The organism is Streptomyces sp. NPDC085944 (assembly GCF_040686295.1).
Classification (GTDB): Bacteria; Actinomycetota; Actinomycetes; order Streptomycetales; family Streptomycetaceae; genus Streptomyces; species Streptomyces salinarius.
Genome location: NZ_JBFBJX010000007.1, coordinates 295,102 through 320,692 on the forward strand (window position 1 = coordinate 295,102; position 25,591 = coordinate 320,692).

22 protein-coding genes and 2 pseudogenes are annotated in these 25,591 nt (G+C 72.4%); 14 read left to right on the top strand and 10 right to left on the bottom strand.

The window, feature by feature from the left end; all coding sequences use genetic code 11:
- The first annotated feature begins 92 nt into the window (after window positions 1–92).
- Window positions 93–797, top strand: coding sequence for an antibiotic biosynthesis monooxygenase (locus AB0P07_RS16745; protein WP_365550980.1), 705 nt, complete (start codon window positions 93–95; stop codon window positions 795–797).
- A gap of 23 nt (window positions 798–820) precedes the next feature.
- Here AB0P07_RS16745 and AB0P07_RS16750 read toward each other — a convergent pair whose 3' ends face one another.
- Window positions 821–2,659: an endonuclease/exonuclease/phosphatase family protein gene (locus tag AB0P07_RS16750; protein WP_365550983.1), complete on the bottom strand. Its 1,839-nt coding sequence runs from the start codon at window positions 2,657–2,659 to the stop codon at window positions 821–823.
- 217 nt (window positions 2,660–2,876) lie between these two features.
- Here AB0P07_RS16750 and AB0P07_RS16755 point away from each other — a divergent pair, with 217 nt between their 5' ends.
- The 6 genes from AB0P07_RS16755 (at window position 2,877) to AB0P07_RS16780 (ending at window position 10,548) form a co-directional block, all read left to right on the top strand.
- Window positions 2,877–4,301 (top strand): hypothetical protein, encoded by a 1,425-nt coding sequence (locus tag AB0P07_RS16755; RefSeq protein ID WP_365550986.1) that lies wholly within the window; start codon window positions 2,877–2,879, stop codon window positions 4,299–4,301.
- 274 nt (window positions 4,302–4,575) lie between these two features.
- Window positions 4,576–6,051: a PhoX family protein gene (locus tag AB0P07_RS16760; protein WP_365550989.1), complete on the top strand. Its 1,476-nt coding sequence runs from the start codon at window positions 4,576–4,578 to the stop codon at window positions 6,049–6,051.
- Between the two features lie 489 nt (window positions 6,052–6,540).
- Window positions 6,541–8,124, top strand: a complete 1,584-nt coding sequence (locus AB0P07_RS16765) for a TROVE domain-containing protein (protein ID WP_365550992.1) — start codon at window positions 6,541–6,543, stop codon at window positions 8,122–8,124.
- A 98-nt stretch (window positions 8,125–8,222) separates the two neighbouring features.
- Window positions 8,223–8,867, top strand: a complete 645-nt coding sequence (locus tag AB0P07_RS16770; protein ID WP_365550995.1) for a GntR family transcriptional regulator — start codon at window positions 8,223–8,225, stop codon at window positions 8,865–8,867.
- Between the two features lie 13 nt (window positions 8,868–8,880).
- The gene (locus tag AB0P07_RS16775) at window positions 8,881–9,897 is read left to right on the top strand and encodes a 1-aminocyclopropane-1-carboxylate deaminase (protein ID WP_365550998.1); all 1,017 of its coding nucleotides are present in this window, start codon (window positions 8,881–8,883) and stop codon (window positions 9,895–9,897) included.
- Window positions 9,898–9,987: 90 nt separating this feature from the next.
- Window positions 9,988–10,548 carry a helix-turn-helix domain-containing protein gene (locus AB0P07_RS16780; RefSeq protein ID WP_365551001.1) on the top strand — a complete coding sequence of 187 codons (561 nt, stop codon included), beginning with the start codon at window positions 9,988–9,990 and terminating at the stop codon, window positions 10,546–10,548.
- Window positions 10,549–10,587: 39 nt separating this feature from the next.
- On the opposite strand, the gene AB0P07_RS16785 is transcribed toward AB0P07_RS16780, so the two are convergent.
- The 8 genes from AB0P07_RS16785 to AB0P07_RS16820 form a co-directional block, all read right to left on the bottom strand.
- Window positions 10,588–11,802: a TerD family protein gene (locus AB0P07_RS16785; RefSeq protein WP_365551289.1), complete on the bottom strand. Its 1,215-nt coding sequence runs from the start codon at window positions 11,800–11,802 to the stop codon at window positions 10,588–10,590.
- 96 nt (window positions 11,803–11,898) lie between these two features.
- Window positions 11,899–12,120: a hypothetical protein gene (locus AB0P07_RS16790; protein ID WP_365551004.1), complete on the bottom strand. Its 222-nt coding sequence runs from the start codon at window positions 12,118–12,120 to the stop codon at window positions 11,899–11,901.
- Window positions 12,121–12,266: 146 nt separating this feature from the next.
- Window positions 12,267–13,256: a zinc-dependent alcohol dehydrogenase family protein gene (locus AB0P07_RS16795; RefSeq protein WP_365551007.1), complete on the bottom strand. Its 990-nt coding sequence runs from the start codon at window positions 13,254–13,256 to the stop codon at window positions 12,267–12,269.
- Complete coding sequence (locus AB0P07_RS16800; RefSeq protein WP_365551010.1) at window positions 13,253–14,131, bottom strand: carbohydrate ABC transporter permease; 879 nt, start codon at window positions 14,129–14,131, stop codon at window positions 13,253–13,255. Before AB0P07_RS16800 ends, AB0P07_RS16795 begins: the two co-directional genes overlap by 4 nt.
- Window positions 14,128–15,072, bottom strand: a complete 945-nt coding sequence (locus tag AB0P07_RS16805; protein ID WP_365551013.1) for a sugar ABC transporter permease — start codon at window positions 15,070–15,072, stop codon at window positions 14,128–14,130. Before AB0P07_RS16805 ends, AB0P07_RS16800 begins: the two co-directional genes overlap by 4 nt.
- The gene (locus AB0P07_RS16810) at window positions 15,069–16,439 is read right to left on the bottom strand and encodes a sugar ABC transporter substrate-binding protein (protein ID WP_365551015.1); all 1,371 of its coding nucleotides are present in this window, start codon (window positions 16,437–16,439) and stop codon (window positions 15,069–15,071) included. The genes AB0P07_RS16805 and AB0P07_RS16810 overlap by 4 nt, the downstream gene beginning before the upstream one ends.
- 98 nt (window positions 16,440–16,537) lie before the next feature.
- Window positions 16,538–17,308 (bottom strand): DeoR/GlpR family DNA-binding transcription regulator, encoded by a 771-nt coding sequence (locus AB0P07_RS16815; protein ID WP_365551018.1) that lies wholly within the window; start codon window positions 17,306–17,308, stop codon window positions 16,538–16,540.
- A gap of 282 nt (window positions 17,309–17,590) precedes the next feature.
- Window positions 17,591–18,400 (bottom strand): NAD(P)-dependent oxidoreductase, encoded by an 810-nt coding sequence (locus tag AB0P07_RS16820; protein ID WP_365551021.1) that lies wholly within the window; start codon window positions 18,398–18,400, stop codon window positions 17,591–17,593.
- Window positions 18,401–18,657: 257 nt separating this feature from the next.
- Between AB0P07_RS16820 and AB0P07_RS16825 the strand changes: the two genes are divergently transcribed.
- From AB0P07_RS16825 to AB0P07_RS16835, 3 genes and pseudogenes are all read left to right on the top strand, one after another.
- Window positions 18,658–19,608 (top strand): 5-dehydro-4-deoxyglucarate dehydratase, encoded by a 951-nt coding sequence (locus tag AB0P07_RS16825; RefSeq protein WP_365551024.1) that lies wholly within the window; start codon window positions 18,658–18,660, stop codon window positions 19,606–19,608.
- On the top strand, window positions 19,605–20,777 hold the full coding sequence (locus tag AB0P07_RS16830; RefSeq protein ID WP_365551026.1) for a hypothetical protein: 1,173 nt from the start codon (window positions 19,605–19,607) through the stop codon (window positions 20,775–20,777). Before AB0P07_RS16825 ends, AB0P07_RS16830 begins: the two co-directional genes overlap by 4 nt.
- A gap of 83 nt (window positions 20,778–20,860) precedes the next feature.
- Window positions 20,861–21,067 (top strand): annotated as a pseudogene (locus AB0P07_RS16835) (hypothetical protein); the annotation flags it as partial.
- Here AB0P07_RS16835 and AB0P07_RS16840 read toward each other — a convergent pair.
- Window positions 21,024–21,231: pseudogene (locus AB0P07_RS16840) on the bottom strand (MFS transporter); the annotation flags it as partial. The pseudogenes AB0P07_RS16835 and AB0P07_RS16840 sit on opposite strands and share 44 nt — an antisense overlap.
- A gap of 139 nt (window positions 21,232–21,370) precedes the next feature.
- On the opposite strand from AB0P07_RS16840, the gene AB0P07_RS16845 reads away from it, so the two are divergent.
- The 4 genes from AB0P07_RS16845 (at window position 21,371) to araD (ending at window position 25,480) form a co-directional block, all read left to right on the top strand.
- Window positions 21,371–21,976 (top strand): TIGR03086 family metal-binding protein, encoded by a 606-nt coding sequence (locus AB0P07_RS16845; RefSeq protein WP_365551029.1) that lies wholly within the window; start codon window positions 21,371–21,373, stop codon window positions 21,974–21,976.
- 203 nt (window positions 21,977–22,179) lie between these two features.
- A complete protein-coding gene (locus AB0P07_RS16850) occupies window positions 22,180–22,848 on the top strand; it encodes a GntR family transcriptional regulator (protein ID WP_365551032.1) in 669 nt (222 codons plus the stop codon).
- Entirely contained in the window at window positions 22,845–23,753 is a 909-nt protein-coding gene (locus tag AB0P07_RS16855) for a dihydrodipicolinate synthase family protein (RefSeq protein ID WP_365551035.1), read from the top strand. Before AB0P07_RS16850 ends, AB0P07_RS16855 begins: the two co-directional genes overlap by 4 nt.
- On the top strand, window positions 23,750–25,480 hold the full coding sequence (gene araD / locus AB0P07_RS16860; RefSeq protein WP_365551038.1) for an L-arabinonate dehydratase: 1,731 nt from the start codon (window positions 23,750–23,752) through the stop codon (window positions 25,478–25,480). The genes AB0P07_RS16855 and araD overlap by 4 nt, the downstream gene beginning before the upstream one ends.
- Window positions 25,481–25,591: the final 111 nt, after the last annotated feature.

Consider the following 25,591-nt stretch of genomic DNA (forward strand, 5'->3'; position numbering starts at 1 on the left):
CCTTGGTCGAGGTCCGAGGGTGGTGGGTGCACCGACCGTGCGCGCACCACCCTCGCGGTGCGCCCGACGACCACCGACCACCGGAGGCCGGCATGACCCGCCGCACCGACGCCCACCCCCAGCTCACCCGCCCCGACGCCCTGGCGCCCTTCTTCAGTACCTGGAGGGTCGGCACCCCCGAACGGCAGCGGCAGACCGTCGAGGCCATCGCCCGCACCTGGGAGAGCCGGCCCTGGCCCGCCGACGACCTGCGCGGCTACCACGTCTACACCGGTCATGACGGCAGCACCCTGCTCCACCACTCCCAGTGGGCGAGTGAGGGGGCCTACGAAACCTTCGTGAGGACCCACCGGCAGGAGCGCGTCGACGAGATCGACACCGCCGTGCCGGGCATCGAGCGACTGGGGCTCGGCCGGTACCGGCGTCACCGCAGCCTCACCCGCGAGGACGGCGTTGCGCCCGTCCCGGGGTGCGTCGTCATCGTCGACGTCGAGTTCGAGGGACCGGACCCCGAACGGCAACGCGCCTGGGTGGACGCCGTGTGCGAAGCCCTGGCGAGCGAGCCGAACCCGCACCCCGGAGGCATCTCCGCCCACTTCCACCTCAGTACCGACGGCACCCGTGTCCGCAACTACGCCGAGTGGGAGAGCGCCCAGGCCCACATCGACGCCCTCGCCGCACCCGGCGACGGTGTCGGCTCGGCGAGGTCCGCGTGGGAGCGGGTCCAGAACTGGCCGGGCCTGAAGAGCAGCACGGTCGGCCGCTACGACCACGTGCTGGGCCTCGTGCCCCGCTGAACCCGCCCCCCGGGGTGCACCGGTTACGGACGGAACCGCAGCACCTGCGGGTCGTGGTCGCTGATCTGGTCGTGGAACTCGGCGTTGACGTGGACGCTGTCGTAGGACAGGTGGCCGCGGCGGACCGACTCACTGACCAGGATCTGGTCGAGCACCTGGCTGTTGCCCTGGTAGACGTACGAGTAACGCTCGCTCGGCGGCAGCGACTTCACCGCCGACCACAGGGCGCCGCCGTCCTCCAGCAGGCGCGCGGTCTCGGAGAACTCGAAGTCGTTGATGTCGCCGAGGGCGACGACGTCCGCGTTCTTCTGGGCGGCCAGGACCTCCTTGACGAAGGTGTTCACCACCTTCGCCTGGGCGTGGCGCTGGGTCTCCGAGCGGCGCGACGGCGGCTGGTACTGCGCCGTCAGCCCCTGGTCGCCGCCCTTGGAGTTGAAGTGGTTGGCGATGACGAACACCGTCCGGCCGCGGAAGACGAACTCGCCCGCCAGTGGCTTGCGGCTGTCCTCCCAGGCCGGGTCCGCCGGGTCGACCCGCCCGGGGGAGAGGGTCAGCGCCGCCTTGCCGCGCACCTTGCGCACCCCGGTCGCCGTGGTGGCGTCGCCGCCCGCACGGTCGGTGAACGAGACCCGCTCCGGGTTGAACAGGAACGCCTGGCGGATGTTGCCGCCGGGCTGGCCGCCGTCCGTCTTGTCGACGGGGTCGATGCCCCGCCAGTCGTAGCGCGGGCCGCCGGCCGCGACGATGGCGTCGATCAGCTTGCCGACCGTCTCGTCGGCCGCGACGGTGCCGTCGTCCGTGGCGCCGTTGTTGTCCTGGATCTCCTCCAAGGACACGATGTCGGGCGACTTCAGACGGTGCACGATCGTTTCGGCGTGCGCGGTGAAGGTGTCGTCCGACGGGTCCAGGTTCTCCACGTTGTACGTCGCCACCGCCAGCTCGCGCGCGCTCTGCCGGCGCGTCGACTCGCGCTCCGTACCGCCGCTCTCCAGGGTGCCGATCTCGCTCGCGACCAGGGTGTAGCCGCCGTACTGGTTGTAGTCCAGCGGACCGGCGGTGGCGCCGGCCAGCCTGTCGCCCACGTTCGCGTCGGGGAAGTCGGCCGGCTTGCCCAGCGACTGGATCTGCAGTCGGCCGGAGTTCTGGTCGTCGTAGGAGCCGTAGACCGTGCCGCCGCGGCGGTTGGCGTTCTCCCAGGGCTTCACCGTGACCCACAGCTCGGTGTAAGGATCCGAGGCGCCGACGACGCGGGCGTCGGACACCCGGACGTTCATGCCCTCCAGGGACTCGTAGTAGTCCAGGGCGTACCGCGCGGGCCTCAGCGGCAGGGCGTTGACCGACCCGTCCGCGCTCGGGTCGCCCTCGGGGGTGTACGCCCGGGGCACGGAGCGGGCGGAGACGGTCGTCGCGGCCGGGAGCGCGTTGCCGCTCGAGACGACGGTGACCGTCGGGCGGGTGATCTCGGTCAGCGACTGGTTCCCCGAGGACGTGCCGCCGGGCACGTACTCCGAGACCGTGCCGGAGACGGTGACCGCGTCACCGACGGCGACCTCGGGGGCCTTGCCGGTGAAGACGAAGACGCCCTCGCTGGTGGCCGGGTCGGCGTCCGGGCGCGGGTCCTGGATCCAGAAGCCCTTGGAGGAGCCGTAGCCACGGACGCCGGTGACGATTCCGGCCACGTCCGTGACCTGCTTGCCGGCGTACGGCGACAGCCTGGTGCTGCCCTGGATGTCGTGGACGCGCACGGGATCGGCCGCTGCCGAACCGGCGTGCGCGGGCACGGTGAGGACGACGGTGGACGCAGCCGAGCAGACGGCGGCGACGGTGAGCGCGGCGAGGCGCGCGGAGGACTTGCTGGCCAACGGATCCCTCCGGGGACGTGACGTGGCGCGGGGACTCTACGCGCGTCAATCTCCAGCCTGGTCCGGCCAGTTGTCAAGGTTTCGGCCATGTACACCACTCGACGGGGAGATGAACCGGGCGGCATGGGACGAAACCCGTCTAGGCTGGGCCGTTGAGCCGTACGCGGTCCCAACGCGGCCGTACGGCGGTCACGAGGCGCGCGAGGAGAAACTTCCGATGTCAGACAGCTCCACCCTGCCGCCCGCACGGCTGCGCCCGGAAGCGGAGCTGGCCCGCGACGCGCTGTCCGCGCCGGTGCTCGCCCGGGCCGCGCGGCTGGCCCGCTGGGCCGGTCCCGACACCCGCGTCGACGCCGGGGGCGGACTCGTCGAGGAACAGCTGCCCGCGGCGGCCGAGCAGCTCGGACTGAGCGGGGACGACGCCGCCGCGTACGCGAGCGAGGCCTGGCGGATCGCCGTGGACACCGGGCTGGTCGAGATCACCGACGAGGAGGCGGGCACCGTGACCGCGGGCGAGGACCTCGCCCTGCTCACCGGCTCCCCCCAGGACGTGCTCGGGGTGTGGCTCACCGCCCTGGAAGCGGTCCTCGCCGACGCGGGCGTGCCCGACCTCGACGACCTGGTCGACGCGATGGCCGAGGGCGGCGAGGTCGACCTGTCCTCCCTCGACTGGGACCCCGACGCCGAGTCCGAGTTCCTCGACGGTGTGCTCGGCAACCTCTACCTGCTCACCGTCGGCGAGGACGGCCCCGGCGACGCCCCGGTGCCGCTGCCCGCCCTGGCCGCCTCCGTGATCGTGCCCAGCGACATGGGCGAGCCCAGCAACGAGGTCCTGGAGCAGGTGTCGGACGCGATGATGCGCCTGGACGACCAGTTCCGGCTCCTCGAACCGGTCGGCCTCGTCGAGTACCAGCCGGTCGACGAGGCGCTCATGGCCGACGGCGACGAGGAGCCCGCCGCCCCCGTCGACGAGGCCGACGTCACCCGCTACGGCATGGTGCGGCTCACCCCGCTCGGCCTGTACGGACTGCGCGCCCGGCTCCTGGACGCCGGCTTCGACGCCCCGGCGGTCGGCGACCTCGCCGACAAGGGCGCCGACGCGCTGCTCGACGGCACCGCCCCCTTCCCGCCGGCCGCCGCCCACGCCGAGACCGAGCTGTGGCTGGCCGGACGCGGTCCGCTCGACGCCGCCCGCGAACTGCTCGCGGCCGCCCGCGGCTTGGACCCCGGCGCGCCCCTGCGCCGGCTCCGCTGCCAGCAGGCGCTCTCCCTCGTCGGCGCCGAGGCCGAACCCGCGCTGCGGGAGGTCCTCGACGACGCCGAACTGGGCGGTCTGGCCCGCGTCTGGCTCACCGAGCACGGGGCGCGGGACGTGCCCGCCCCGCCGCAGGAGATGGTCTTCTGGCTGACCATCGACACCGTCGCCGCACAGCTCGCCGCCGAGGGCAACTCCGAGGAACTGCGTGCCCTGGTGGAGGGCCTCGCCCAGCAGCACAGCGGCTTCTTCGAGACGGCCTGGCGGGTCGAACACCCCGCCACGCCGGACGTCCTCGAGGCGATGGGACGGCTGCACCCCGACAAGAAGATCGCCAAGGAGGCCCGCAAGGCGGCCTTCAAGGCCCGCTCCCAGCAGGGCGGCTGAGCGACCCGGGGTGGCGTACGGGGGCGGGGCGGCGGCCGAGCTGCGAGCGGAGCGGTGCGGCGGCCGAGCGGAGCGGTGCGGCGGCCGAGCGCCGAGCGGGACCGAGCGGCGTACAGGACGCGGCAGGCGGCGGCCCGGGGCGGGGGAGAGGTCTCCGCCAGTTCAACTTCCGTTCAGGCACCGCCGGGGCTCCCGTTCAGGCGCGGGCGCAACCGTGACGCCGGACCGAGGTCCGCCACCCTCCACGGCCCGCCCCACCGTCACAGGAGACACCATGTCGCTCACCCGCAGGGACTTTGCCGGCCGATCCGCGCTCACCGGCGCCGGGGTCGTGCTGGCGGGCAGCGTCGGCGCCCTCGCCACCGCCCCGAACGCCCTCGCGTCCACGGACACCGACAGCGTGGGGGAGGAGCACGGTCGCGGACACGACCACCACCACGGCCACGGCCACGGCGGGGTCGGCTACGGTCCCCTGATCCCCGACCCGGACGGCATCCTCGCCCTGCCCGCCGGCTTCCGGTACGAGGTCATCACCCACTGCGGCCGGACCAGGCTGGAGTCCGGCGAGTACACCCCGTCCAACCACGACGGCACCGCCGCCTTCGACGGCCCGCGCGGCACCACCCTCCTCGTCAACAACCACGAACTCGGCGGTCACCGCGACGACTGGCCGCACCCCGTCCCGCTCACCGAGGGCCTCGTCTACGACCCGGCCGCCGCCGGCGGCTGCACCGTCGTCGAGGTCCGCCGCGGCGGCCACGTCGCCGAGTGGGTCGGCATCGCCGGCACCGCCACCAACTGCGCGGGCGGCAGCACCCCGTGGGGCACCTGGCTGACCTGCGAGGAGACCGAGGACAGGGCCGGCGAGGAGGGGATGACCAAGGACCACGGCTACGTCTTCGAGGTCGACCCCGAGGACCGCCGCGCCAACCGCGACCCCCAGCCGATCAAGGCGCTCGGCCGCTACGCCCACGAGGCCGTCGTCATCGACCCCAAGCGCGGCCACGCCTACCTCACCGAGGACGCCTCCGGCCCCAACGGCCTGCTCTACCGCTGGACCCCGCCGGAGCACTTCCGGCACGGCCGCGGCCGGCTGCGCACCCTCGCCGACGACGCCGGGGTCCTCCAGGCATTCAAGTGCTTCGACTCCGGCGGCAAGTTCGTCGACGACCTCTCCCGTGCCACGAAGACCGGCACCGTCTACGGCGTCGACTGGGTCGACGTCCCCGACCGCGACGCGAAGACCACCTCCGTACGCAAGCAGTTCGCCGCCGGCGAGGTCACCCGGGCGCGCAAGCTGGAGGGCATGTGGTGGGCCGACGGCGGCGCCTACATCGTCTCCTCCTTCGCCCGTGACGAGAGCCCCGGCCGCCCGCACGACGGCCAGGTCTGGTTCTACGACCCCAAGCGCCGCACCCTGACCCTGAAGGTCCTGCTCGGCGTCAACGCCGACCCGTCCGCCGACGGCGCCTTCGACGGCCCCGACAACATCACCGTCTCCCCGTACGGCGGCCTGGTCATCGCCGAGGACGGCGACGGCGTCCAGCACCTGTTCGGCGCCACCGACAGCGGCCGCACCTACCCCATCGCCCGCAACGAACTGAACCTGGGCACCGAGGACGACCCCGAATACAGCGAGTTCACCGGCGTCACCTTCTCGCCCGACGGCCGCACCCTCTACGCCAACATCCAGACACCGGGCATCATGCTGGCGATCACGGGGCCGTGGAAGCGACAGAAGCGCCGGTAATTAATTCGGTCGCCCGAACGACGGCCGCCCTTTTAGAGTGATGAACGTCCAGGTGCGAAGGCAGGACCTACTTCCACTCTTAATGGGGCGGCCACGGGTTCGAGTCCCGTCACCGGCACAACGCGCCGGTGTAGCTCAGGGGTTAGAGCGCCTTGTCGGTTCCGCCGACCTGAACTCTGGACACCTACAACTTCACGCACCTCCCGGTGCGCGGGCCGCGGCTACTTCTTCTGCAAAAAGAATCCCATGCCGCTGCCCACTTGATCTCGGGAGGCCCAGCAGTCGAAGGGTGCCCGGTGCGCAGGCAGCGGCTACTTCCTTTGATCGGACGGTTGCGGGTTCGAATCCCGTCATCGACTTCGGGTCGGTGTAGCTCAATTCGGCAGAGCATCCGCACAGTTCCGTCGCCGATTCCGACCTCGGGCACCCTTCTGCTGCCGTGTCTCCCTCCGGAACGTTCGAGCTTTCGAGAATTCGGGGGAATTCACCATGGCGCGATTCAACACCAAGGCAGCGAAGGCGCAGCCCACCTCGCGCGTGACCTCGACGGGCCGCGTGCTGCGCACCTGTGAGGGCGGCCGGGGCACCGAGCGCGACGCGCGCTCCGAGCTCTTTCTGCTGTCGGTCGCCAACTTCGTTTCCCAGCAGACCTTCTACGAGTCCGGCGCCGCCCGCGACGACCGCTTCGCCATGCTCGTGCGCGAACTCGCCGCCACCGACCCGTCCTGGACAGCCGGCCTGCTCGGCTGGCTGCGCGGCGAGGGCAACCTGCGCACCGCCTCGATCGTCGGCGCCGCCGAGTACGTCAAGGCCCGCCTCGACGTCGGCGTCACCGACGGACCGTCCAACCGGCAGGTCATCGCCTCCGTCCTGCAGCGGCCCGACGAGCCCGGCGAGCTGCTCGCCTACTGGACCGCGACCTACGGCCGCGCCGTGCCCAAGCCGGTCAAGCGCGGGATCGCCGATGCCGTACGGCGGCTCTACCACGGCAAGTCGCTGCTGAAGTACGACACCGCGTCCAAGGGTTACCGCTTTGGCGACATCCTCAACCTGGTGCACGCGGCACCCGCCCCGGACAAGCCCTGGCAGGGCGAGCTGTTCCAGTACGCCCTCGACCGCCGGCACAACCCGGACACCGCGGTGCCGCCCGCCTCGAACCGCGTCCTGACCGCGCACCGCGAACTGATGGCGCTGCCCGTCGACCAGCGGCGAGCGGTGGTCACGGCGCCCGACGGCGCCGAGCGGCTCGCCGCGGCGGGCATCACCTGGGAGATGCTGGCCGGCTGGCTCCAGGGTCCGATGGACAAGGAGGCCTGGGAGGCGGTGATCCCGTCCATGGGAACGATGGCATTGCTCCGCAACCTGCGGAACTTCGACGAGGCCGGTGTCTCGGACGACGTCGCCGCCCGGGTCGCGGCGCGGATCGGCGACCCGGCCGAGGTGGCGCGCTCGCGGCAGTTTCCCTTCCGCTACCTCGCCGCGTACCAGCACGCGCCGTCGCTGCGCTGGTCGTACCCGCTGGAGCAGGCGCTCGGCCACTCGCTGGCCAACGTGCCCGCGCTGGGCGGCCGGACGCTGATCCTCGTGGACCGCTCGGGCTCGATGTTCTACTCCCGGCTGTCGGACCGCTCCGAGCTGACCCGGGCCGACGCGGCGGCGCTCTTCGGCACGGCGGTGGCGCTGCGGGCGGCCGACGCGGACCTGGTCGAGTTCGGTTCGTCGAGCAACCGCGTGACGTACCGCGAGGGCGAGTCGGTGCTGAAGACCCTGGACCGGTTCCGCAACCTCGGCGGCACCGACACCACCGAGGCGGTACGGCGCCACTACAAGCGGCACGACCGGGTGCTGATCGTCACCGACGAGCAGTACACGTACAACCGGCACGGCGACCCGACCGAGCAGATCCCGGCGCACGTGCCGGTCTACACCTGGAACCTCGCCGGGTACCGGGCGGGCCACGGCCCGTCCGGGCGGGCGAACCGGCACACCTTCGGCGGGCTCTCCGACGCCGTGTTCCGGCTGGTTCCGCTGCTCGAGGCCGGCCGGGACGCCGACTGGCCCTGGGCGGCCTGAGCCGACCGCCGTCCGAGATCCGGCCCGGCCCCGCACCTGATCGCGGGGCCGGGCCGGACTCTTGTCGGGCGACCCTCCTGACATCCAACATTTCAGTCGTGTCCATCCGACCCGTCTCCCGGACCCTGCTGAGGGACCGTGCCTACGAAGCCATCCGGGACGCCATCGTCGCCGGGGAGATCGAACCGGGCGCGGTCGTGCGCGACGCCGGCCTGGCCGAGCGGCTCGGCCTGTCCCGCGCCCCCGTGCGCGAGGCGTTCTCCCGGCTGGTGGACGAAGGGCTGCTGGAGAGCAAGCCGCAGAGCTACACCAGGGTCACCCCGGTCGTCGCGGCCGACGTGCGCGACGCCGCCGCGGTCGTCGGGGCCATGCACGAACTGGTCACGCGGGTCGCCGTACCCCGGCTCCGGGAGACCGACCTCGACACCATGCGTGAAGCCAACGCCCGGTTCGCAGCAGCCGTCCGCGCGGGTGACGTCGACGGCGCGCTGCGCGCCGACGACGACCTGCACCACGTCCTCGTCCGCATCGCCGCGAACCGGGCCGCAGCCGCCACCGTCGCCCGCTACACCCCACTCATCCGCCGGCTGGAGCGCCGCCGCTTCGGCGAGGCCGGCACCTGCCGGTCGGCCGGGCTGCACGAACAGCTCATCGAGGCCTGCGCGGCCCGGGACACCGGGACGGCGCTGCGGGTGACGGCGGACATCTGGCGCGGGCTCGAAGTACTCGCCGACACCGACTGAACCGGGAGCAGCCATGTCCCTCTCCGCGTACGAGCGTTACCCGCTGCTCCTCGGTCCGTCGCCCGTCCACCCCCTGGAACGCCTCACCGGGCAGCTCGGCGGGGCCTCGCTCTGGGCCAAGCGGGAGGACCTCAACTCGGGCATCGCCTACGGCGGCAACAAGACCCGCAAGCTGGAGTACCTGGTCGCCGACGCGCTCGCCCGGGGCTGCGACACCCTCGTCTCCATCGGCGGCGTGCAGTCCAACCACACCCGCCAGGTCGCGGCCGTCGCCGCCCGCGCGGGCCTGCGCTGCGTGCTGGTGCAGGAGAGCTGGGTGGACTGGCCCGACGCCGTGTACGACAAGGTCGGCAACATCCTGGTCTCCCGACTCGCCGGGGCCGACGTGCGGCTGGTGAGGGCCGGATTCGGGATCGGCTTCAAGGAGAGCTGGGAACAGGCCCTCAAGGAGGTCGAGGACGCGGGAGGCAAGCCCTACGCCATCCCCGCCGGCGCCTCCGACCATCCGCTCGGCGGGCTCGGCTTCGCCGGCTGGGCCTACGAGGTCGCCGAGCAGGAGAGGGAACTGGGCGTCTTCTTCGACACCGTCGTGGTCTGCTCGGTGACCGGGTCCACCCAGGCCGGCATGGTGGCCGGGTTCCGCGCCCTGGAGGAGGTGGGCGGGCGGCCCCGGCGGGTCATCGGCATCGACGCGTCCGCGGACCCCGCCCGCACCCGCGCACAGATCGCTCGGATCGCCGACCGCACGGGGCGGCTCATCGGCGTGAGCGGCGCACTCACGGAGGCGGACGTCGAACTCGACGAGCGGTACCACGCGGGCACGTACGGCATTCCCGACGACACCACCCTCGCGGCGATGCGGCTCGCCGCCCGGACCGAGGGCATGGTCACCGACCCGGTCTACGAGGGAAAGTCCATGGCCGGACTGGTCGACCTGGTCACCCGGCGCGAGATCGGCGCCGAGGCCACCGTGCTCTACGCCCACCTCGGCGGACAGCCCGCGCTGAACGCCTACAGTGCGCTGTTCTGACCGAGGCGGTCACGCCCGGCCGGTCTCGAAGGGGAGCGCCCTCGCGCGGTAGGGTGCGGCGACGGACCCCTGTGTGCAGAAAGGCCCGGGATGGCGCAGGTCAGGCCCATGCGGGCGGATGCGCGGCGCAATCGTGAGCGGTTGCTGGCGGTCGCGGCGGAGGCGTTCGCCGAGCACGGTGAGGGTGCCTCCCTGGACGACATCGCCCGGCGTGCGGGGCTGGGTGTCGGCACGCTGTACCGGCACTTCCCGACGCGGCAGGCGCTGCTGGAGGCCGCCTACCTGGAGCGCCTCGAAGCGATCGCGGCCCGCGCCGACGTGATCGCGGCCGCGCGGCCGCCGGGTGCGGCGCTGGTGGCGTGGCTCGACGAGCTGGCCGTCGGCATGCTCCAGGTGCGCGGGCTGAAGGCGCTGCTCGGTACGGCCGTCACCGGCGGCGGACCCGCGTGCGGCGACTGCGTGCGGGGCGCGGCGACCCGGCTGGTGCGGGCCGCGCAGGAGGCGGGGCAACTGCGGCCGGACGTCGAGCCGGTCGAGGTGCTGCGGCTGCTGCACGGGGTGGTGACGGCGGCCGAGGCGGCCGGCGAGGTGGACGGCACGGCCGTACGGCGGTATCTGTCGCTGGTCATGGAGGGGCTGGGACGGCTCTAGGGGCGCCCGCCGCCGGGCGCCCCCGTGCGTCCCGGTCGGCTACAGCGCCTGCGCGGCCGGCTTCACCATGCCGCGGACCGTGCGGGACTTGACGAAGTCGCCCACGGCGGTCATCTCCCACTCGCCCGAGTACTGGCGGATCAGCTTCGCCATCATCACGCCGGTCTGCGGCTCGGCGCTGGTGAGGTCGAAGCGGACCAGTTCTTCGCCGCTCGCGGCGTCGATGAGGCGGCAGTAGGCCTTGGCCACCTCGGTGAACTTCTGGCCGGAGAACGAGTTCACCGTGAAGACCAGGCCGCTGACCTCCTGCGGGAGCCGGCCGAGGTCCACGACGATCACCTCGTCGTCGCCGCGGCCCTCACCGGTCAGGTTGTCGCCGGAGTGCTTGATCGCGCCGTTCACGATGGAGAGCTTGCCGAAGTAGCAGCTGTCGATGTGGTTGCGCTGCGGGCCGTAGGCGATGACGGACGCGTCCAGGTCGATGTCCTTGCCGCGGTACGCCGGCTCCCAGCCGAGGCCCATCTTGACCTGGGAGAGCACCGGCCGGCCGCCCTTGACCAGGGACACCGTCTGGTTCTTCTGGAGGCTGACCCGGCCCTTGTCGAGGTTGATCTTGCCGCTGCCCGGTGCGGGGGCCGGCGGAGCGGCGGGCGGGGCGGGCGGCGCGGCCGGCATCGTGGGCGCGGCGGCGGGCGGGGGAGGCGTGGCCGCGTGGGACCGCTGCGGGGCCGCCGGCTGGGCCGGGGGCGCGGCCGGCGCGGGCTCCTCCACCGTGACGCCGAAGTCCGTCGCGATGCCGGCCAGGCCGTTGGCGTAGCCCTGGCCGACCGCGCGGGCCTTCCAGGCGCCGTTTCGCAGGTAGACCTCGACGATCACCAGGGCCGTCTCGGTGCCGAGCTGCGGGGGCGTGAAGGTGGCGAGGACGGAGTGGTCGTCCGCGTTGCGGATGGTGGCGGTCGGCTCGATGCCCTGGAAGGTCTGGCCGGCGGCGTCCGGGCTGGCGGTGACGACGATCTTCTCGATGCCCGGCGGGACGGCGGCGGTGTCGACCGTGATCGCGTCCGGGGCGGTGCCGCCGCCGGAGCGGTAGGTCACGCCCTGGCCGGTGGGCTGGTTGTAGAAGATGAAGTCGTCGTCGGAGCGCACCTTGCCGTCGGCGGTGAGCAGCAGGCCCGATACGTCGAGCCGCACGGGCGCGGCGACGTCCACCGTCACGCGGGCGGCGGAGAGGGGGATGTTCGAGCCGGGGGTCATAGCTGTCATGCCGGGTGAACGAGCGGGGGCGTTTTACCGTTCCCTTACCCGGGGGCCAATTGGGGTCGCGGCCCCGAGCGCCGGGTCGGCGCCGGGTCAGCGGCGGTTGCGGGGGTGGTTGCGGGCCGTGCGTTCGTTGCCGTGCTTGTAGTTGCCGGTCCAGCGGGCCATGACCAGTTGGGGGTCGCCCGCCGTGACCTCTTGCAGGAAGCGGGCGGCTCGGGAGCCGTTGAGGGTGGTGGCGGGGTGGTCGTGGTGGGTGATGTGGACGGTGCCGGATGCGGTGGCGGTGTAGGCGAAGCCGTTCGGTTTGGGCATGGCGGGATGGTAGGAGGCGGCGGTGGGGTCGGCCCAGTGGGTTTCGCCCCCGCCGCCCTTTCCCTTCCCGTCCCTGGGAGCTGCGCCCCCAGACCTCCGCTTCGGCCTGGACGGCTTCGTCCTCAAGCGCCGGACGGGCTAGAAAATCACGGCACGACCACGATCTTCCGGCCCACGCCCGCCGCGAACTGCTCCAGGGCCTGCGGGTAGCGGGCCAGTTCGATGCGGTCGCTGATGAAGACGTCCGGGTCCAGGACACCGTTCGCGAACAGCTCCGCCGCGCGCTCGTAGCTGTGGAGGACCGCCATCGAGCCCGTGATGGTGATCTCCTGGTTGTAGATGCGGTACGGGTCGATCTGGACGCGGGTCGCGTAGTCGGCGACGCCGAACTGGAGGAAGGTGCCGGCCTTGGCGACGCGGTCCAGGCCGTCCTGGATCGCCGCCGCGTTGCCCGTGGCGTCGATGACCAGGTCCCAGCCCTGGGGGCGGTCCAGCTCGTCCGGGGTCGCCGCCGACGCCGAGACGCCGAGGCCCCGGGCCGTTTCCAGGCGGGCCGGGTTGAGGTCGACCATGTCGACGCTGGCCGCGCCGGTCCGCTTGGCCAGCTCCAGCATCATCAGGCCCATCGTGCCGGAGCCGTAGATCAGGACGTGGGCGCCGAGGCGGGACTGGAGGACGTCGTAGCCGCGGACGGCGCAGGAGAGCGGCTCGATCAGGGCCGCGTCCTGGGTGCGGACGTGCTCGGGGAGCTTCACGCAGTTCGCGACCGGCGCGACCGCGTACTGGGCCGCGCCGCCCGCCGTCGTCACGCCGATGGCCGCCCAGCGTTCGCAGAGGTTGTTGTGGCCGGTGCGGCAGTAGCGGCACTCGTAGCAGTAGAGAGAGGGGTCGACCGCGACCCGGTCGCCGACCGCCACCTCCGTGACCTGGGCGCCGACGCCGACCACCGCGCCCGCGAACTCGTGTCCCGGCACGATCGGGAGCTTGGGCGCGAACTCGCCCTGGAGGATGTGCAGGTCGGTGCCGCACAGGCCGCAGGCGGCGACCTCGACGACGACCTCGCGCGGCCCTGGCGTCGGATCGGGGACCTCGGTGACGACGGCGCGGCCCACGGACTCGATGACGGCGGCCTTCATTTCACGGCTCCCAACGACAGGCCCTGGACCAGTTTGTCCTGGGCGGCGAACCCCGCGGCGAGCACCGGCAGGGAGATGACGAGCGACGCGGCGCACACCTTGGCCAGGAAGAGGCCCTGGCTGGTGATGAAGCCGGTCAGGAAGACGGGGGCGGTCTCGGCGACCACGCCCGTCAGGACCCGGGCGAAGAGCAGCTCGTTCCAGCTGAAGATGAAGCAGATCAGGGACGTCGCGGCGATGCCCGGCAGGGCGATGGGGGCCACCACGCGGACCAGGATCGTGGGCAGCTTCGCGCCGTCCACCCTCGCCGCCTCGATGATCGCGACCGGGACCTCGGCCAGGAAGGACTGCATCATCCAGACCGCGATCGGCAGGTTCATCGACGTGTAGAGGATGACCAGCAGCCAGATGTTGTCCAGCATGTCGGTGTTCTTGGCGAACAGGTAGATCGGCAGCAGGCCCGCCACCACCGGCAGCATCTTGGTGGAGAGGAAGAAGAACAGGACGTCCGTCCACTTCTTCACCGGGCGGATGGACAGGGCGTAGGCGGCGGGCAGGGCCAGGACCAGGACGAAGAGCGTCGAGGCGATCGACGCCACCGCCGAGTTGATCAGCGCCGGCCAGGGGCTGGCGCCGCCGCCCGCGCCGAAGAACTCGCGGTAGCCGTCCAGCGTCAGGGAGGCCGCGAAGGAGGGCGGGTTGGTGGCGGCGTCCGACTCCGAGTGAAAGGAGGTCAGCGCCATCCACGCGATGGGGAGGAAGAAGACGACGCCCACCAGCCAGGCCACCAGGCCCAGGCCGGCACCGGCCCTGCGGCGGGTGCGTACGGGCGGCTTGGCGTCGGTGACGACGGGGCGTACGGCGGTGGCGCTCATGCGCGGCCGACCTCCTCGCGGAACAGGGACGACACCACGCGCAGCGCGAAGGTGGCGATGATGATCGAGCCGATGACGACCAGGACGCCCGCGGCCGAGGCGAGGCCGTTCTCGTGGGCCTGGTAGAAGCTCTGGTAGACGGTGTAGGGCAGGTTGGCCGTGCCCAGGCCGCCGGACGTGATCGTGAAGACCGCGTCGAAGTTCTGGACGATGTAGATCGAGCCGAGCAGGGCGCCGAGTTCGAGGTAGCGGCGCAGGTGGGGCAGGGTGAGGTGGACGAAGATCTGCCAGTCGCCCGCGCCGTCCACCCGGGCGGCCTCGATCTGCTGCTGGTCCCGGCTCTGCAGACCGGCCAGCAGGATGAGCATCATGAACGGCGTCCACTGCCACACCAGCGATGCCTCGACCGCGAGCAGCGGGGTGCCCGAGATCCAGTCCGGCTGGGGTCCGCCGACGTAGTGCAGCAGGCCGTTGAGCAGGCCGTACTCGGGGTTGTAGAGGACGTGCTTCCACAGCAGCGCCGCCGCCACCGGGACCACGAGGAACGGGGCGATCAGGAGGGTGCGGACCACGCCGCGCCCCTTGAACCTCCGGTCGAGCAGCAGGGCGAGGGCCAGGCCGAGGACCAGGCTGGCCAGGACGACCGCGACGGTCAGCAGGATCGTCGTCCACACCGACTTGCGCAGGGCCGGGTCGCCGAGGACGTCGCCGTAGTTGGCGAAGCCGGTGAAGCTGCGGGCGTCCGGGTAGAGGGCGTTCCAGTCGAAGAAGGAGATCACCAGCGTCGCCACGAAGGGCAGCTGGGTGACCACGATCATGAAGACCAGGGCGGGGAGGAGCGGGGCGCGGGTGGCCCAGGCGCGCAGCCGGTTGGACGGCGGGCGGACGGTGGGGCGCGTGTGGTCGGGGGCGGCCGAGGGGGCCGTGGTCGTGGCGGTCATCGTCCCTCGTACTCCTCGGAGATCTGCTCGGCGAGCTGCTGGGACTTCTTCAGGGCCTCCTCGACGGACTGGCGTCCGGCGATGGCCGCGCTGATCTCCTGCGAGACCTTGGTACCGAGGTCGGTGAACTCGGGGATGCCGACGAACTGGATGCCGGGCGCGGGCCGTGGCTGCAGGCCGGGGTCCTTGGGCTTGGCGCCCTCGATGGCCTTCCTGGTCATCTCCTGGAAGGCGGCGGCCTCCTTGACGTAGGCCGGGTTCTCGTACGTCGAGGCGCGCTTGCCGGCCGGGACGTTGGACCAGCCGATCTCGTCGCCGACGAGCTGCTCGTACTCCTTGCTGGAGGCCCAGGAGACGAACTTCCAGGCCTTGTCGGAGTTGCGGGAGGCCTTCTGGATGCCCCAGGCCCAGGTGTAGAGCCAGCCGGAGGAGTCCGTCTTCTCCACCGGGGCGGGCGCGTAGCCGATCTTGCCCTTGACCGGGGAGTCGGCCGCGTCCAGGGAGCCGGCCGCGGACGTGGCGTCGTACCACATCGCGACCTTGCCCTGGGTCATGTTGTTCAGGCACTCGGCGAAGCCGGACTGGGCGGCGCCGGACTCGCCGTGCTCGCGGACGAGGTCGACGTAGAACTTCGTCGCCTTCTCCCACTCGGGGGAGTCGAGCCGGGCCTGCCAGTCCTGGTCGAACCAGGTGCCGCCGAAGGTGTTCACGACCGTCGTCAGCGGCGCCATCAGCTCGCCCCAGCCGGGCAGTCCGCGCAGGCAGATGCCCTTCATGCCGGGCTCGGCCCCGTCGAGCTGCTCGGCGAAGTCCGCCACCTGGGTCCAGGTGGGGTGCTCGGGCATGGTCAGGCCCGCCTCGGCGAACAGGTCCTTGCGGTACATCAGGAAGGACGACTCGCCGTAGAAGGGCTGCCCGTAGAGCTTGCCGTCGTCGCCGGTGAGGGACTCGCGCATCGGGCCGAGGATGTCCTCCTCGTCATAACCCGGGTCCTTCGCGACGTAGGAGTTCATCTCGTGCAGCCAGTCGTTGCGGGCGTAGATCGGTATCTCGTAGTTGGAGAGGGTCGCCACGTCGTACTGGCCGGCCTGGTTGGCGAAGTCCTGGCTGATCTTGTCGCGGACGTCGTTCTCGGGCAGGACGGTGAAGTTCACCTTGATGCCGGTGTCCTTGGTGAAGTGGTCCGCGGTGAGCTTCTGCAACTCGACCATCTGCGGGTTGTTCACCATCAGGACGTTGATGGCGTTGCCGCCGGATCCGGCGCCGCCCGCCCCGACCCAGCAGCCGGTGAGCAGCGGGGCGAGCAGCGTCCCTGCGGCGGCCATGGCGAGCGTGGCTCGCGGCCTCCGTCGGCTCTGGGTTCGCATGGATCGCTCCTGAACGTTTGGGGAGATAAAGGGAGATAAGGGGCAGTGAGGGGTGTGGGTGTGGGTGTGCCGTGCGGGGAGGGGGAGGTGACGGTGTCTCAGGCGCGGATGACCTGGGGGCCGAGCAGTGAATAGCGGTGGGCCTCGGCCGTGGGGAGCAAGGTGCTGGTGACGACGGCCTCCAGGGCGCCGACCTCGGCGAAGCGGCAGAAACTGGCCGCCCCGAACTTGGTGTGCGCGCCGACGAACACCGTGCGGCGGGCGGCCCGGACGGCCTGCGCCTTGACCTCGCTGACCGCCGGGTCGGGGGTGGTGAGACCGTGCTCGCGGGAGATGCCGTTGGCGCCGATGTACGCCAGGTCGATGACGAAGCCGGCCAGCATCTTCGTCGTCCAGTGGTCGACGGTGGCCAGGGTGCCCGAGCGGACCCGGCCGCCGAGCAGCAGGACGGAGGTGTCGCCGGCCTCGGCCAGCGCGCCGGCCACCGGCAGGGACGCGGTGACCACGGTCAGCGGCCGGTCGCGGGGCAGCGCCTCGGCGATGAGCTGGGGGGTGAAGCCCTCGTCGATGAAGACCGTCTCGGCGTCGCCGAGCAGTTCGGCGGCGGCGGACGCGATCCGGCGCTTCTCGGGCACGTGGCTGGTGGCCCGGAAGGCGAGCGTGGTCTCGAACCCGGCGCTCTCCACCGGGTAGGCGCCGCCGTGGGTGCGGCGGACCAGGCCGTGGTCCTCCAGGGCGCGCAGGTCCCGTCGTACGGTCTCCTTCGCCACGCCCAGTTCGGCGGCGAGCGCGGTGACGTCGACCGAGCCGGTGGCGCGGGCGACCCGCACGATCTCGTGCCGGCGCTCCTCCGTCGTCCTCGTGCTCATGCCGAACACCTGCCTCACCGCCTCGTCGCCGTGTGGTTGCCCGTTCGGGCCCGCGTGGCCCTTGGGGGAAGTTCTACAGGCGTCCCGCGGCACTGACCAGGCCTGTTGCGGATCCGATACTGCCCGGTTGGGCCCGTTTGCAGGGCCGGGTGCCCGTCTCGGACCTGGGGCGCAGCGCGCAGCGGGGTGAGAACGGGCAGTGCGGATGCCCGCATGCCGAAGCGGACGGGCCCGTTCGGTGCCCGTCCGCCTCTTCGGGGGTGCTGTGGGGTCGTCTTCCGGTCAGTACGGCCAGATCGGGGGGTCGGTCACGAAGTGGCCGCCCAGGCACGCGTGCGCGGGGTCGTCCGGGTCGAGGCCGCCCTGTTCGGCGAGGAGCTTGGCGGCGTACGGCTCGGAGTCGTCCTGCGGCTCGTAACCGAGCGCCCGCGCGGAGCCGAGGTCCCACCACAGGCGGGTGTTGGCGGAGGAGCCGTGGACGACGGTGTGCCCGACGTCCTCGGCGGTGAGCGCCGCGTGGAAGAGGCGGGCGCCGTCGGCGGGGCTCATCCACACCGAGAGCATGCGCACGCTGGTCGGCTCCGGGAAGCAGGAGCCGATGCGCACGGAGACGGTCTCGATGCCGTGCTTGTCCCAGTAGAGCTGGGCCAGGTCCTCGCCGAAGCACTTGGACAGGCCGTAGAAGGTGTCCGGGCGGCGCGGCGTCTCGATCGGGATGAGGGGGTCGTCGCCCTGCGGGCGGGGGGTGTAGCCGACGGCGTGGTTGGAGGAGGCGAAGACGATGCGGCCGACGCCCTCCTCACGGGCGGCCTCGTACAGGTTGTACGTGCCCTCGATGTTCGCCGCGAGGATCTTCTCGAAAGAGGCTTCCAGGGAGATGCCCGCGAGGTGGATGATCGCGTCGACGCCCCGGACCGCCTCGCGCAGGGCGTCCCGGTCGGCGAGGTCGGCGACGATCGCGTCCGGCTCGCCCTCGACCGGGCGCAGGTCGAGCAGGCGCAGCCGGTAGCCGTGGCCGGGGAGCAGTTCCCGCATCAGGGTGCCGAGGCCGCCGGCGGCGCCGGTGAGCAGGACGGTGCGGGGAGCGGGCATCCTCGGGACTCCTAGGTCTCCTGAAGCGGCGGCACTCGTACGCCGGGGCGGTGCGCCGTGGCCGGTTGTACGAGTGCGTGCCTCGTGTTCATATGCGTGGACACGCTAAGGAACCGGTGGTCACCCGTCAAGAGGGCACCTGCTTGACGGTGTTCGCCGGGCGGCTTAGCGTGGTCGCGTTCAGAAATATAGACGCAGATCATAAGTGTGACGACGACGGTCGTGATGCGACCACGCACACGGAATGGGGAGCGCCCGTGACCTCAGCCCCTCTCGCCGCCCGGCTCACCGTGCCCAGCGGGCCGCTGTTCTTCCCCGTCACGGCATACGGCCCCGACGGCGGACTCGGCCTCGACGTCTTCCGCACCCATGTGCGTCGCGGGGTCGAGGCCGGTGCCGCCGCCGTGTTCGCCTGCTGCGGCACCGGCGAGTTCCACGCCCTCACGCCCGAGGAGTTCGCGGCCTGTGTCCGTGCGGCCGTAGAGGAGAGCGCGGGCCGGGTGCCCGTGCTCGCCGGCGCGGGCTACGGCACCGCCCTCGCCGTGCGCTACGCCCGCCTCGCCGAGGAGGCCGGGGCCGACGGGCTGCTCGCCATGCCGCCCTACCTGGTGCACGCCGGGCAGGAGGGACTGGTGCGGCACTACCGGGAGGTGGCCGCCGCGACCCCGCTGCCCGTCATCGTCTACCAGCGCGACAACGCCGTGTTCACCCCGTCGAGCGTCGTCGAACTCGCCCGCACGGACGGCGTCGTCGGCCTCAAGGACGGGCTCGGCGACCTCGACCTGATGCAGCGCATCGTCAGCGCGGTGCGCACGGAACTGCCCGGCGAGGAGTTCCTGTACTTCAACGGACTCCCGACCGCCGAACAGACCCAGCTCTCCTACCGCGCGCTGGGCGTCCCCCTCTACTCCTCCGCCGTGTTCTGCTTCGCCCCCGAGATCGCGGTCGCCTTCCACCGGGCGCTGCGCGAGGGCGACGACACCACCGTGCACCGCCTGCTGGACGGCTTCTACCGGCCGTTCGTCGAACTGCGCGCCCAGGGCCGCGGATACGCCGTCGCCCTGGTCAAGGCGGGCGTACGGCTGCGCGGCCTGGACGTGGGGGAGGTGCGCACGCCGTTGCAGGAGCCGGCCGAGGACCACGTGAAGCAGCTCGCGCGGATCATCGAGCGGGGCCAGGCGCTGCTCGCGGAAGGAGCCGCCCGGTGAAGGCGTCGGCGTTCGTCTACCCCTGGGACGTCAACGGCGACCCGCAAGCCCCCGCGCGCATCGCGGACCTCGGCGTGGCGCAGGTGACCCTCGCCGCCGCCTACCACTCCACCCGCGCCCTCACCCCCCGCCACCCGCGCCACCGCGTCGTCACCGCCGAGTACGCGGCCGCCCTCTACCCGCCGGACCCGGCCCGCTGGCAGGGCCGCGCACTGCGCCCGTACGAGTCCGGCGACTGGGCCCTGGGCGACGCGTACGGCGAGGCCGCCGCCGCGCTCGCGGACGCGGGCCTCGACGTGCACACCTGGGTCGTCCTCGCCCACAACTCCCGTCTGGGCGCGGAGCACCCGCACACCTGTGTCGTCAACGCCTACGGCGACCGCTACCCCTGGGCGCCCTGCATCGCGCAGCCCGCCACGCGCGCGTACCTCACCGACCTGGCCGCCGAGGCGGCGGTACGGCCCGGCGCGCGCGGCACGGAGCTGGAGTCCCTCGGCTGGTACGGCCTCGCCCACCTGCACGCCCACGACAAGACCGGCGGGGTGCCCCTCGGCGACGCCGGGCAGTATCTGATGTCGCTGTGCTTCTGCCCCGACTGCCGCGCGGGATACGGCACCCGGGGCCTCGACGCCGACGAACTGGCCGCCGCCGTACGCAACGCGCTGGAGCCGGTGTGGCGGGCGACGGAGCCGTCGGACGGGGGCTGGGCGGGCGTCGAGAAGCTGCTCGGCGAGGCGACGGCGTATGCCACGCGCGCGTGGCGGGACGACCGGGCCCGCACCCTCCAGGAGGCGGCGGTCTCGGCGGTCCGCGCCGCCGCACCCGACGGCTTCCAGGTCCTGCTGCACGCCGACCCGGTCTCCTTCCACTGCGGCGCCAACGCCGGCGTCGACCCCGCGCACGTCCTGTCGGTCGCGGACGGCGTGGTCGTGCCCTGCACGGGCGGGGCCGGCCTGCTGACGCCGTTCGCCGAGCAGGCCGTCGACGGGGCTGTCCTCGCCGCCAACCTCACGGTGGTCACCGGCATGGGCGGCAGGCCGCGCACCCTCGCCGCGGACGCCGCCCGAGCGCGGGACCTGGGCGCGACGGAACTGCGGCTGTATCACGCGGGGTTGGCTTCGGACGGGGATCTGGAGGCGGTGCGGGCGGGGCTCGGGGCCGCCACGTAAGGTGTGGACGAGGGCGTCCCGGTCGGTCGTCACCGCCCCGGCCCCGGAGGCCCTCGTCGCGCTCTGCGAAGGGGATGCCCATGGAACTACTGCGGGGCGAACTCGCCGCCGAGCCGGCCGGCCATCGGTCGCTCGTCGTCCTGCGGGTCGACGACCTGGACCACTCCTGCGAGGAGCTCACCTCGCGGGGATCCGGGCTCCTGCGTGGTCCGGCCCCCATGACGGACCGCATGCGGGTCGCCCCCGGAGCGCGAGCAGATACAGTGCCGCCAGGCCGTCGGAGCCGGTGAGGTCCTTCACCCACACGCCCGCCGCCAGGCCGAGCGCCGAGCTGCCGGAAACCCGCCACCACCGCCCCGGCGAGATACAGGCCGGCGTTGCGGTCGCGCAGGACACGGCCCAGGGGCCAGGGGGCCCGCCCCGCCTCCCCGGTGGCCGTCGTTCTTGTCGTCATGCCTGGTCATCGTGGGGCTAAGGCGCGGCGCCCGGCATCGGGCAGGTGACCTGTGCGCGGGCCTCGGAGACCGATGAGTTTCGCTGTCGTGATCGGTCTACCCACCGACAGCGCGAGCCCACCGTCCCGGGAGCCACCGATGACCCAAGAGACCACCACCGCCACCCTCGACCTGGGACCGCAGACCCGGATCCTCGCCCGCCTCGCCGACGGCGTGCGCGAGGACCGGCTCGCGGACCCGACGCCCTGCCCCGACCTCGCGGTGCGCAACCTGCTCGGGCACCTGACCGGTCTCGCCGTGGCCTTCCGCGACGCCGCGCGCAAGGACCTGGGGCCCACCACGGACACCAGCCCCGAGGCGTCCGTGCCGGACATCGGACCCGGCTGGCGCGAGGAACTCGCGAAGGTCCTCGGGGAACTCGCCGACGCCTGGCGCGAGCCCGACGCCTGGACGGGTACGACCCGGGCCGGCGGCATCGACCTGCCCGGCGCCGTCGCCGGTGCCGTCGTCGCCGACGAACTGGTCATCCACGGCTGGGACCTGGCCCGCGCGACCGGCCAGGAGTACGCCCCCGACCCGGCCGCGCTGCGGGCGGCGTACGGGCTGCTCGCCGCTGCCGCGGAGGAGTCCGACCGGGACCAGGGCATGTTCGGGCCGGTCGTCGCCGTGCCCGCCGACGCGCCGCTGCTGGAGCGCGCGGTGGGGCTGAGCGGGCGGGACCCGGGCTGGACGCGCACCGCCTGAGCGAGACGGCACCCGAATCCTCCGGACTCCTCCGGACAACTTCCTTCGTCAGAAGCATTGACGTCGCCGCGCGCCCCTCTTACCTTCAACGCGTCGTACTCCGTACGTCATATATGAGACGCGATACGCGAGATCTGATGCCCGGGATCTGTCCGTGCACGAGATCTGTCCGCGCATCCGACGCGAGATTCCGAGAGGCGCGCATGACCTCTGTGCCCACGCCGATCCCCTCCCGCACGCAGTACGTGCTGGAGGAGATCAAACGCCGCATCCTCACCGGTCGGCTCACCCCCGGCCAGGCCCTGGTCGAGACCGACCTCGCCGCACAGTTCGGGGTGTCCAAGACACCGGTGCGCGAGGCGCTCAAGACGCTGGCCGGGACCGGACTGGTGGTGATGAGCCAGTACAAGGGCGTCACCGTGCGCATGGTGGACGCGGACATGGCGCGCGAGGTCTACGACGTCCGGCTGCTGCTCGAGCCCGAGGCGCTCAGGCGCGCCGTGCGCCGCGGCGCCTCCCTGGACGCCGCCCGGGACGCGCTGACCCGCGCCGACCAGGCCACCGACACGGCCGAACGGTCGCTGGCCAACCGGGAGTTCCACCGCGCCCTGTACGTGCCGTGTGGCAACCCGCTGCTCGGCCGGATGCTCGACGAGGTCCGCGACCAGGCGGCCCTCGTCTCCGCGGTCGCCTGGGCCGCCGACCCCTCCTGGGAACGGGAGGCCGGCGAGCACCAGGAGATCCTGCGCCTCGCCCTCGCCGGTGAGGCGGACGGCGCGGCCCGCGCCCTCCACGCGCACATCGCGTCCTTCGTCGAGCGGGCCTTCCCCGAAGCGGGGACCGCGGCCCAGGAAGAGGACGGTCAGGCATGACAGCGACGTTCGAGACCCAGCGGGCGGCCCTGGCCGACGTGGTGGCGATCCCGGTGACCCCGTTCGCCGAGGACGGCACCGTCGACCCCGCCACCTACCGGGCCCTGCTGCGTCGTCTCCTCGACGGTGGCATCACGACCCTCACCCCCAACGGCAACACCGGAGAGTTCTACGCCCTCGACCCGGCCGAGCGCCGCCTCGTCACCGAGCTGACCTTCGAGGAGGCCGGCGAGCGCGCCCAGATCCTCGTCGGCGTCGGCCACGACGTGCCCACCGCCGTCGCCTCCGCCCGGCACGCCCGCGACCTGGGCGCCTCCATGGTGATGGTCCACCAGCCCGTCCACCCCTACGTCTCCCAAGGCGGCTGGGTCGACTACCACCGCGCCATCGCCGAGGCCGTCCCCGAACTGGGCGTCGTCCCCTACATCCGCAACCCCCAGCTGACCGGGGCCCGCCTCGCCGACCTCGCCGACGCCTGCCCCAACGTCATCGGCGTGAAGTACGCCGTGCCGGACGCCTCCAAGTTCGCCGCCTTCGCCCGCGACGCCGGCCTCGACCGCTTCGTCTGGGTCGCCGGACTCGCCGAGCCGTACGCCCCCTCGTACTTCAGCGCGGGCGCCACCGGCTTCACCTCGGGCCTCGTGAACGTCGCCCCGGCCGTCTCGCTGAACATGATCGAAGCGCTGCGCTCCGGCGACTACCCGGCCGCCATGAAGGTCTGGGAGCAGATCCGCCGCTTCGAGGAACTGCGCGCCGCCAACGGCTCCGCCAACAACGTCACCGTGGTCAAGGAGGCCCTCGCCTCGCTGGGCCTGTGCCGCCGTGAGGTCCGACCGCCGAGCAAGCCGCTGCCGGAGAGCGAGCGTGCCGAGGTCGCCGCCATCGCCGCGGGGTGGTCCATATGACCCCGAGGAAGTCCCCGGAAGAGCTGCGCAGCCACCAGTGGTACGGCACCGACGGCCTGCGCTCCTTCAGCCACCGCGCCCGCACCCGCCAGCTCGGCTACCTGCCCGAGGAGCACCTCGGCAAGCCCGTCATCGCCATCCTCAACACCTGGTCCGACATCAACCCCTGCCACGTCCACCTGCGCGACCGCGCCCAGGCCGTCAAGCGGGGAGTCTGGCAGGCGGGCGGCTTCCCCCTCGAATTCCCGGTCTCCACGCTCAGCGAGACCTTCCAGAAGCCGACCCCGATGCTCTACCGCAACCTCCTCGCCATGGAGACCGAGGAGCTGCTGCGCTCCTACCCGGTCGACGGCGCCGTGCTGATGGGCGGCTGCGACAAGTCCACGCCCGCCCTGCTGATGGGCGCCGCCACGGTGGACCTGCCCGCGGTGTTCGTCCCCGCCGGGCCCATGCTCCCCGGGCACTGGCGCGGCGAGACCCTCGGCTCCGGCACCGACATGTGGAAGTACTGGGACGACAAGCGGGCCGGCCTCATCGGCGACTGCGAGATGCAGGAGCTGGAGAGCGGTCTGGCCCGCTCGCCCGGCCACTGCATGACGATGGGCACCGCATCCACGCTGACCGCCGCCGCCGAGGCCCTCGGCGTCACGGTCCCGGGCGCCTCCAGCATCCCGGCCGTCGACTCCGGGCACGACCGGATGGCCGCCGCCGCCGGACTGCGCGTCGTCGAACTGGTCCACCGGGACCGGAAACTGAGCGACATCCTCACCGCCGACGCCTTCGAGGACGCGGTCACCACCGTGCTCGGCCTCGGCGGCTCCACCAACGCCGTGATCCACCTGATCGCCATGGCGGGCCGCGCCGGAGTCACCCTCACCCTGGACGACTTCGACCGGATCGCCCGCACCGTCCCGGTGCTCGCCAACGTCCGCCCCGGCGGACAGACCTACCTGATGGAGGACTTCCACTTCGCCGGCGGCCTGCCCGGCTTCCTCTCCCGCATCACCGACCTGCTCCACCTCGACCGGCCCACCGTCTCCCACGACACCCTGCGGGAGCAGTTGGACGGCGCCCTCGTCCACCACGACGACGTCATCAGGACCTGCGACAACCCGGTCGCGAGCGAGGGCGGGGTCGCCGTCCTGCGCGGCAACCTCTGCCCGGACGGCGCCGTCATCAAGCACATCGCCGCCGAGCCGCACCTGCTCAAGCACACCGGTCCCGCCGTCGTCTTCGACGACTACAGGACCATGCAGCGCACCATCAACGACCCGGAGCTGGGCATCACCGCCGACAGCGTGCTGGTGCTGCGGGGCGCCGGGCCCAAGGGCGGTCCGGGCATGCCCGAGTACGGCATGCTGCCCATTCCCGACCACCTGCTCAAGCAGGGCGTGCGGGACATGGTCCGGATCTCCGACGCCCGGATGAGCGGCACCAGTTACGGCGCGTGCGTGCTGCACGTGGCCCCCGAGTCGCACGTCGGCGGACCGCTCGCCCTGGTCCGCACCGGCGACCCGATCACCCTCGACGTCGAGGCCCGCACCCTGCACCTGGGCGTGGACGACGAGGAACTGGAGCGCCGCCGGGCCGCCTGGACCCCGCCGCCCGCCCGCTACGAACGGGGCTACGGCGCGCTCTACAACGAACAGATCACCCAGGCCGACACCGGCTGCGACTTCGAGTTCCTGGCCCGCCCGGGCAAGGTGCAGGACCCGTACGCCGGCTGACCCCTGGCCGGCTGAACCCCCACTCCGGCCGACCCCGTACGACACGAACCGCCTCCGCACAGCCCTGCCCGCCGAGAAAGCGCTTCCTGTACGACCCCCGCACGACGTAGA

Excerpts from the sequence above, each read along its gene's own strand:
- AB0P07_RS16805 (WP_365551013.1), bottom strand. The coding sequence starts at position 15,072 with ATGACCGCCACGACCACGGCCCCCTCGGCCGCCCCCGACCACACGCGC.
- AB0P07_RS16790 (WP_365551004.1), bottom strand. The coding sequence starts at position 12,120 with ATGCCCAAACCGAACGGCTTCGCCTACACCGCCACCGCATCCGGCACC.
- araD (WP_365551038.1), top strand. The coding sequence starts at position 23,750 with ATGACCCCGAGGAAGTCCCCGGAAGAGCTGCGCAGCCACCAGTGGTAC.
- AB0P07_RS16755 (WP_365550986.1), top strand. The coding sequence starts at position 2,877 with ATGTCAGACAGCTCCACCCTGCCGCCCGCACGGCTGCGCCCGGAAGCG.
- AB0P07_RS16855 (WP_365551035.1), top strand. The coding sequence starts at position 22,845 with ATGACAGCGACGTTCGAGACCCAGCGGGCGGCCCTGGCCGACGTGGTG.
- AB0P07_RS16765 (WP_365550992.1), top strand. The coding sequence starts at position 6,541 with ATGGCGCGATTCAACACCAAGGCAGCGAAGGCGCAGCCCACCTCGCGC.
- AB0P07_RS16850 (WP_365551032.1), top strand. The coding sequence starts at position 22,180 with ATGACCTCTGTGCCCACGCCGATCCCCTCCCGCACGCAGTACGTGCTG.
- AB0P07_RS16820 (WP_365551021.1), bottom strand. The coding sequence starts at position 18,400 with ATGCCCGCTCCCCGCACCGTCCTGCTCACCGGCGCCGCCGGCGGCCTC.
- AB0P07_RS16780 (WP_365551001.1), top strand. The coding sequence starts at position 9,988 with ATGGCGCAGGTCAGGCCCATGCGGGCGGATGCGCGGCGCAATCGTGAG.
- AB0P07_RS16795 (WP_365551007.1), bottom strand. The coding sequence starts at position 13,256 with ATGAAGGCCGCCGTCATCGAGTCCGTGGGCCGCGCCGTCGTCACCGAG.
- AB0P07_RS16745 (WP_365550980.1), top strand. The coding sequence starts at position 93 with ATGACCCGCCGCACCGACGCCCACCCCCAGCTCACCCGCCCCGACGCC.
- AB0P07_RS16775 (WP_365550998.1), top strand. The coding sequence starts at position 8,881 with ATGTCCCTCTCCGCGTACGAGCGTTACCCGCTGCTCCTCGGTCCGTCG.
- AB0P07_RS16800 (WP_365551010.1), bottom strand. The coding sequence starts at position 14,131 with ATGAGCGCCACCGCCGTACGCCCCGTCGTCACCGACGCCAAGCCGCCC.
- AB0P07_RS16810 (WP_365551015.1), bottom strand. The coding sequence starts at position 16,439 with ATGCGAACCCAGAGCCGACGGAGGCCGCGAGCCACGCTCGCCATGGCC.
- AB0P07_RS16760 (WP_365550989.1), top strand. The coding sequence starts at position 4,576 with ATGTCGCTCACCCGCAGGGACTTTGCCGGCCGATCCGCGCTCACCGGC.
- AB0P07_RS16845 (WP_365551029.1), top strand. The coding sequence starts at position 21,371 with ATGACCCAAGAGACCACCACCGCCACCCTCGACCTGGGACCGCAGACC.
- AB0P07_RS16815 (WP_365551018.1), bottom strand. The coding sequence starts at position 17,308 with ATGAGCACGAGGACGACGGAGGAGCGCCGGCACGAGATCGTGCGGGTC.
- AB0P07_RS16785 (WP_365551289.1), bottom strand. The coding sequence starts at position 11,802 with ATGACCCCCGGCTCGAACATCCCCCTCTCCGCCGCCCGCGTGACGGTG.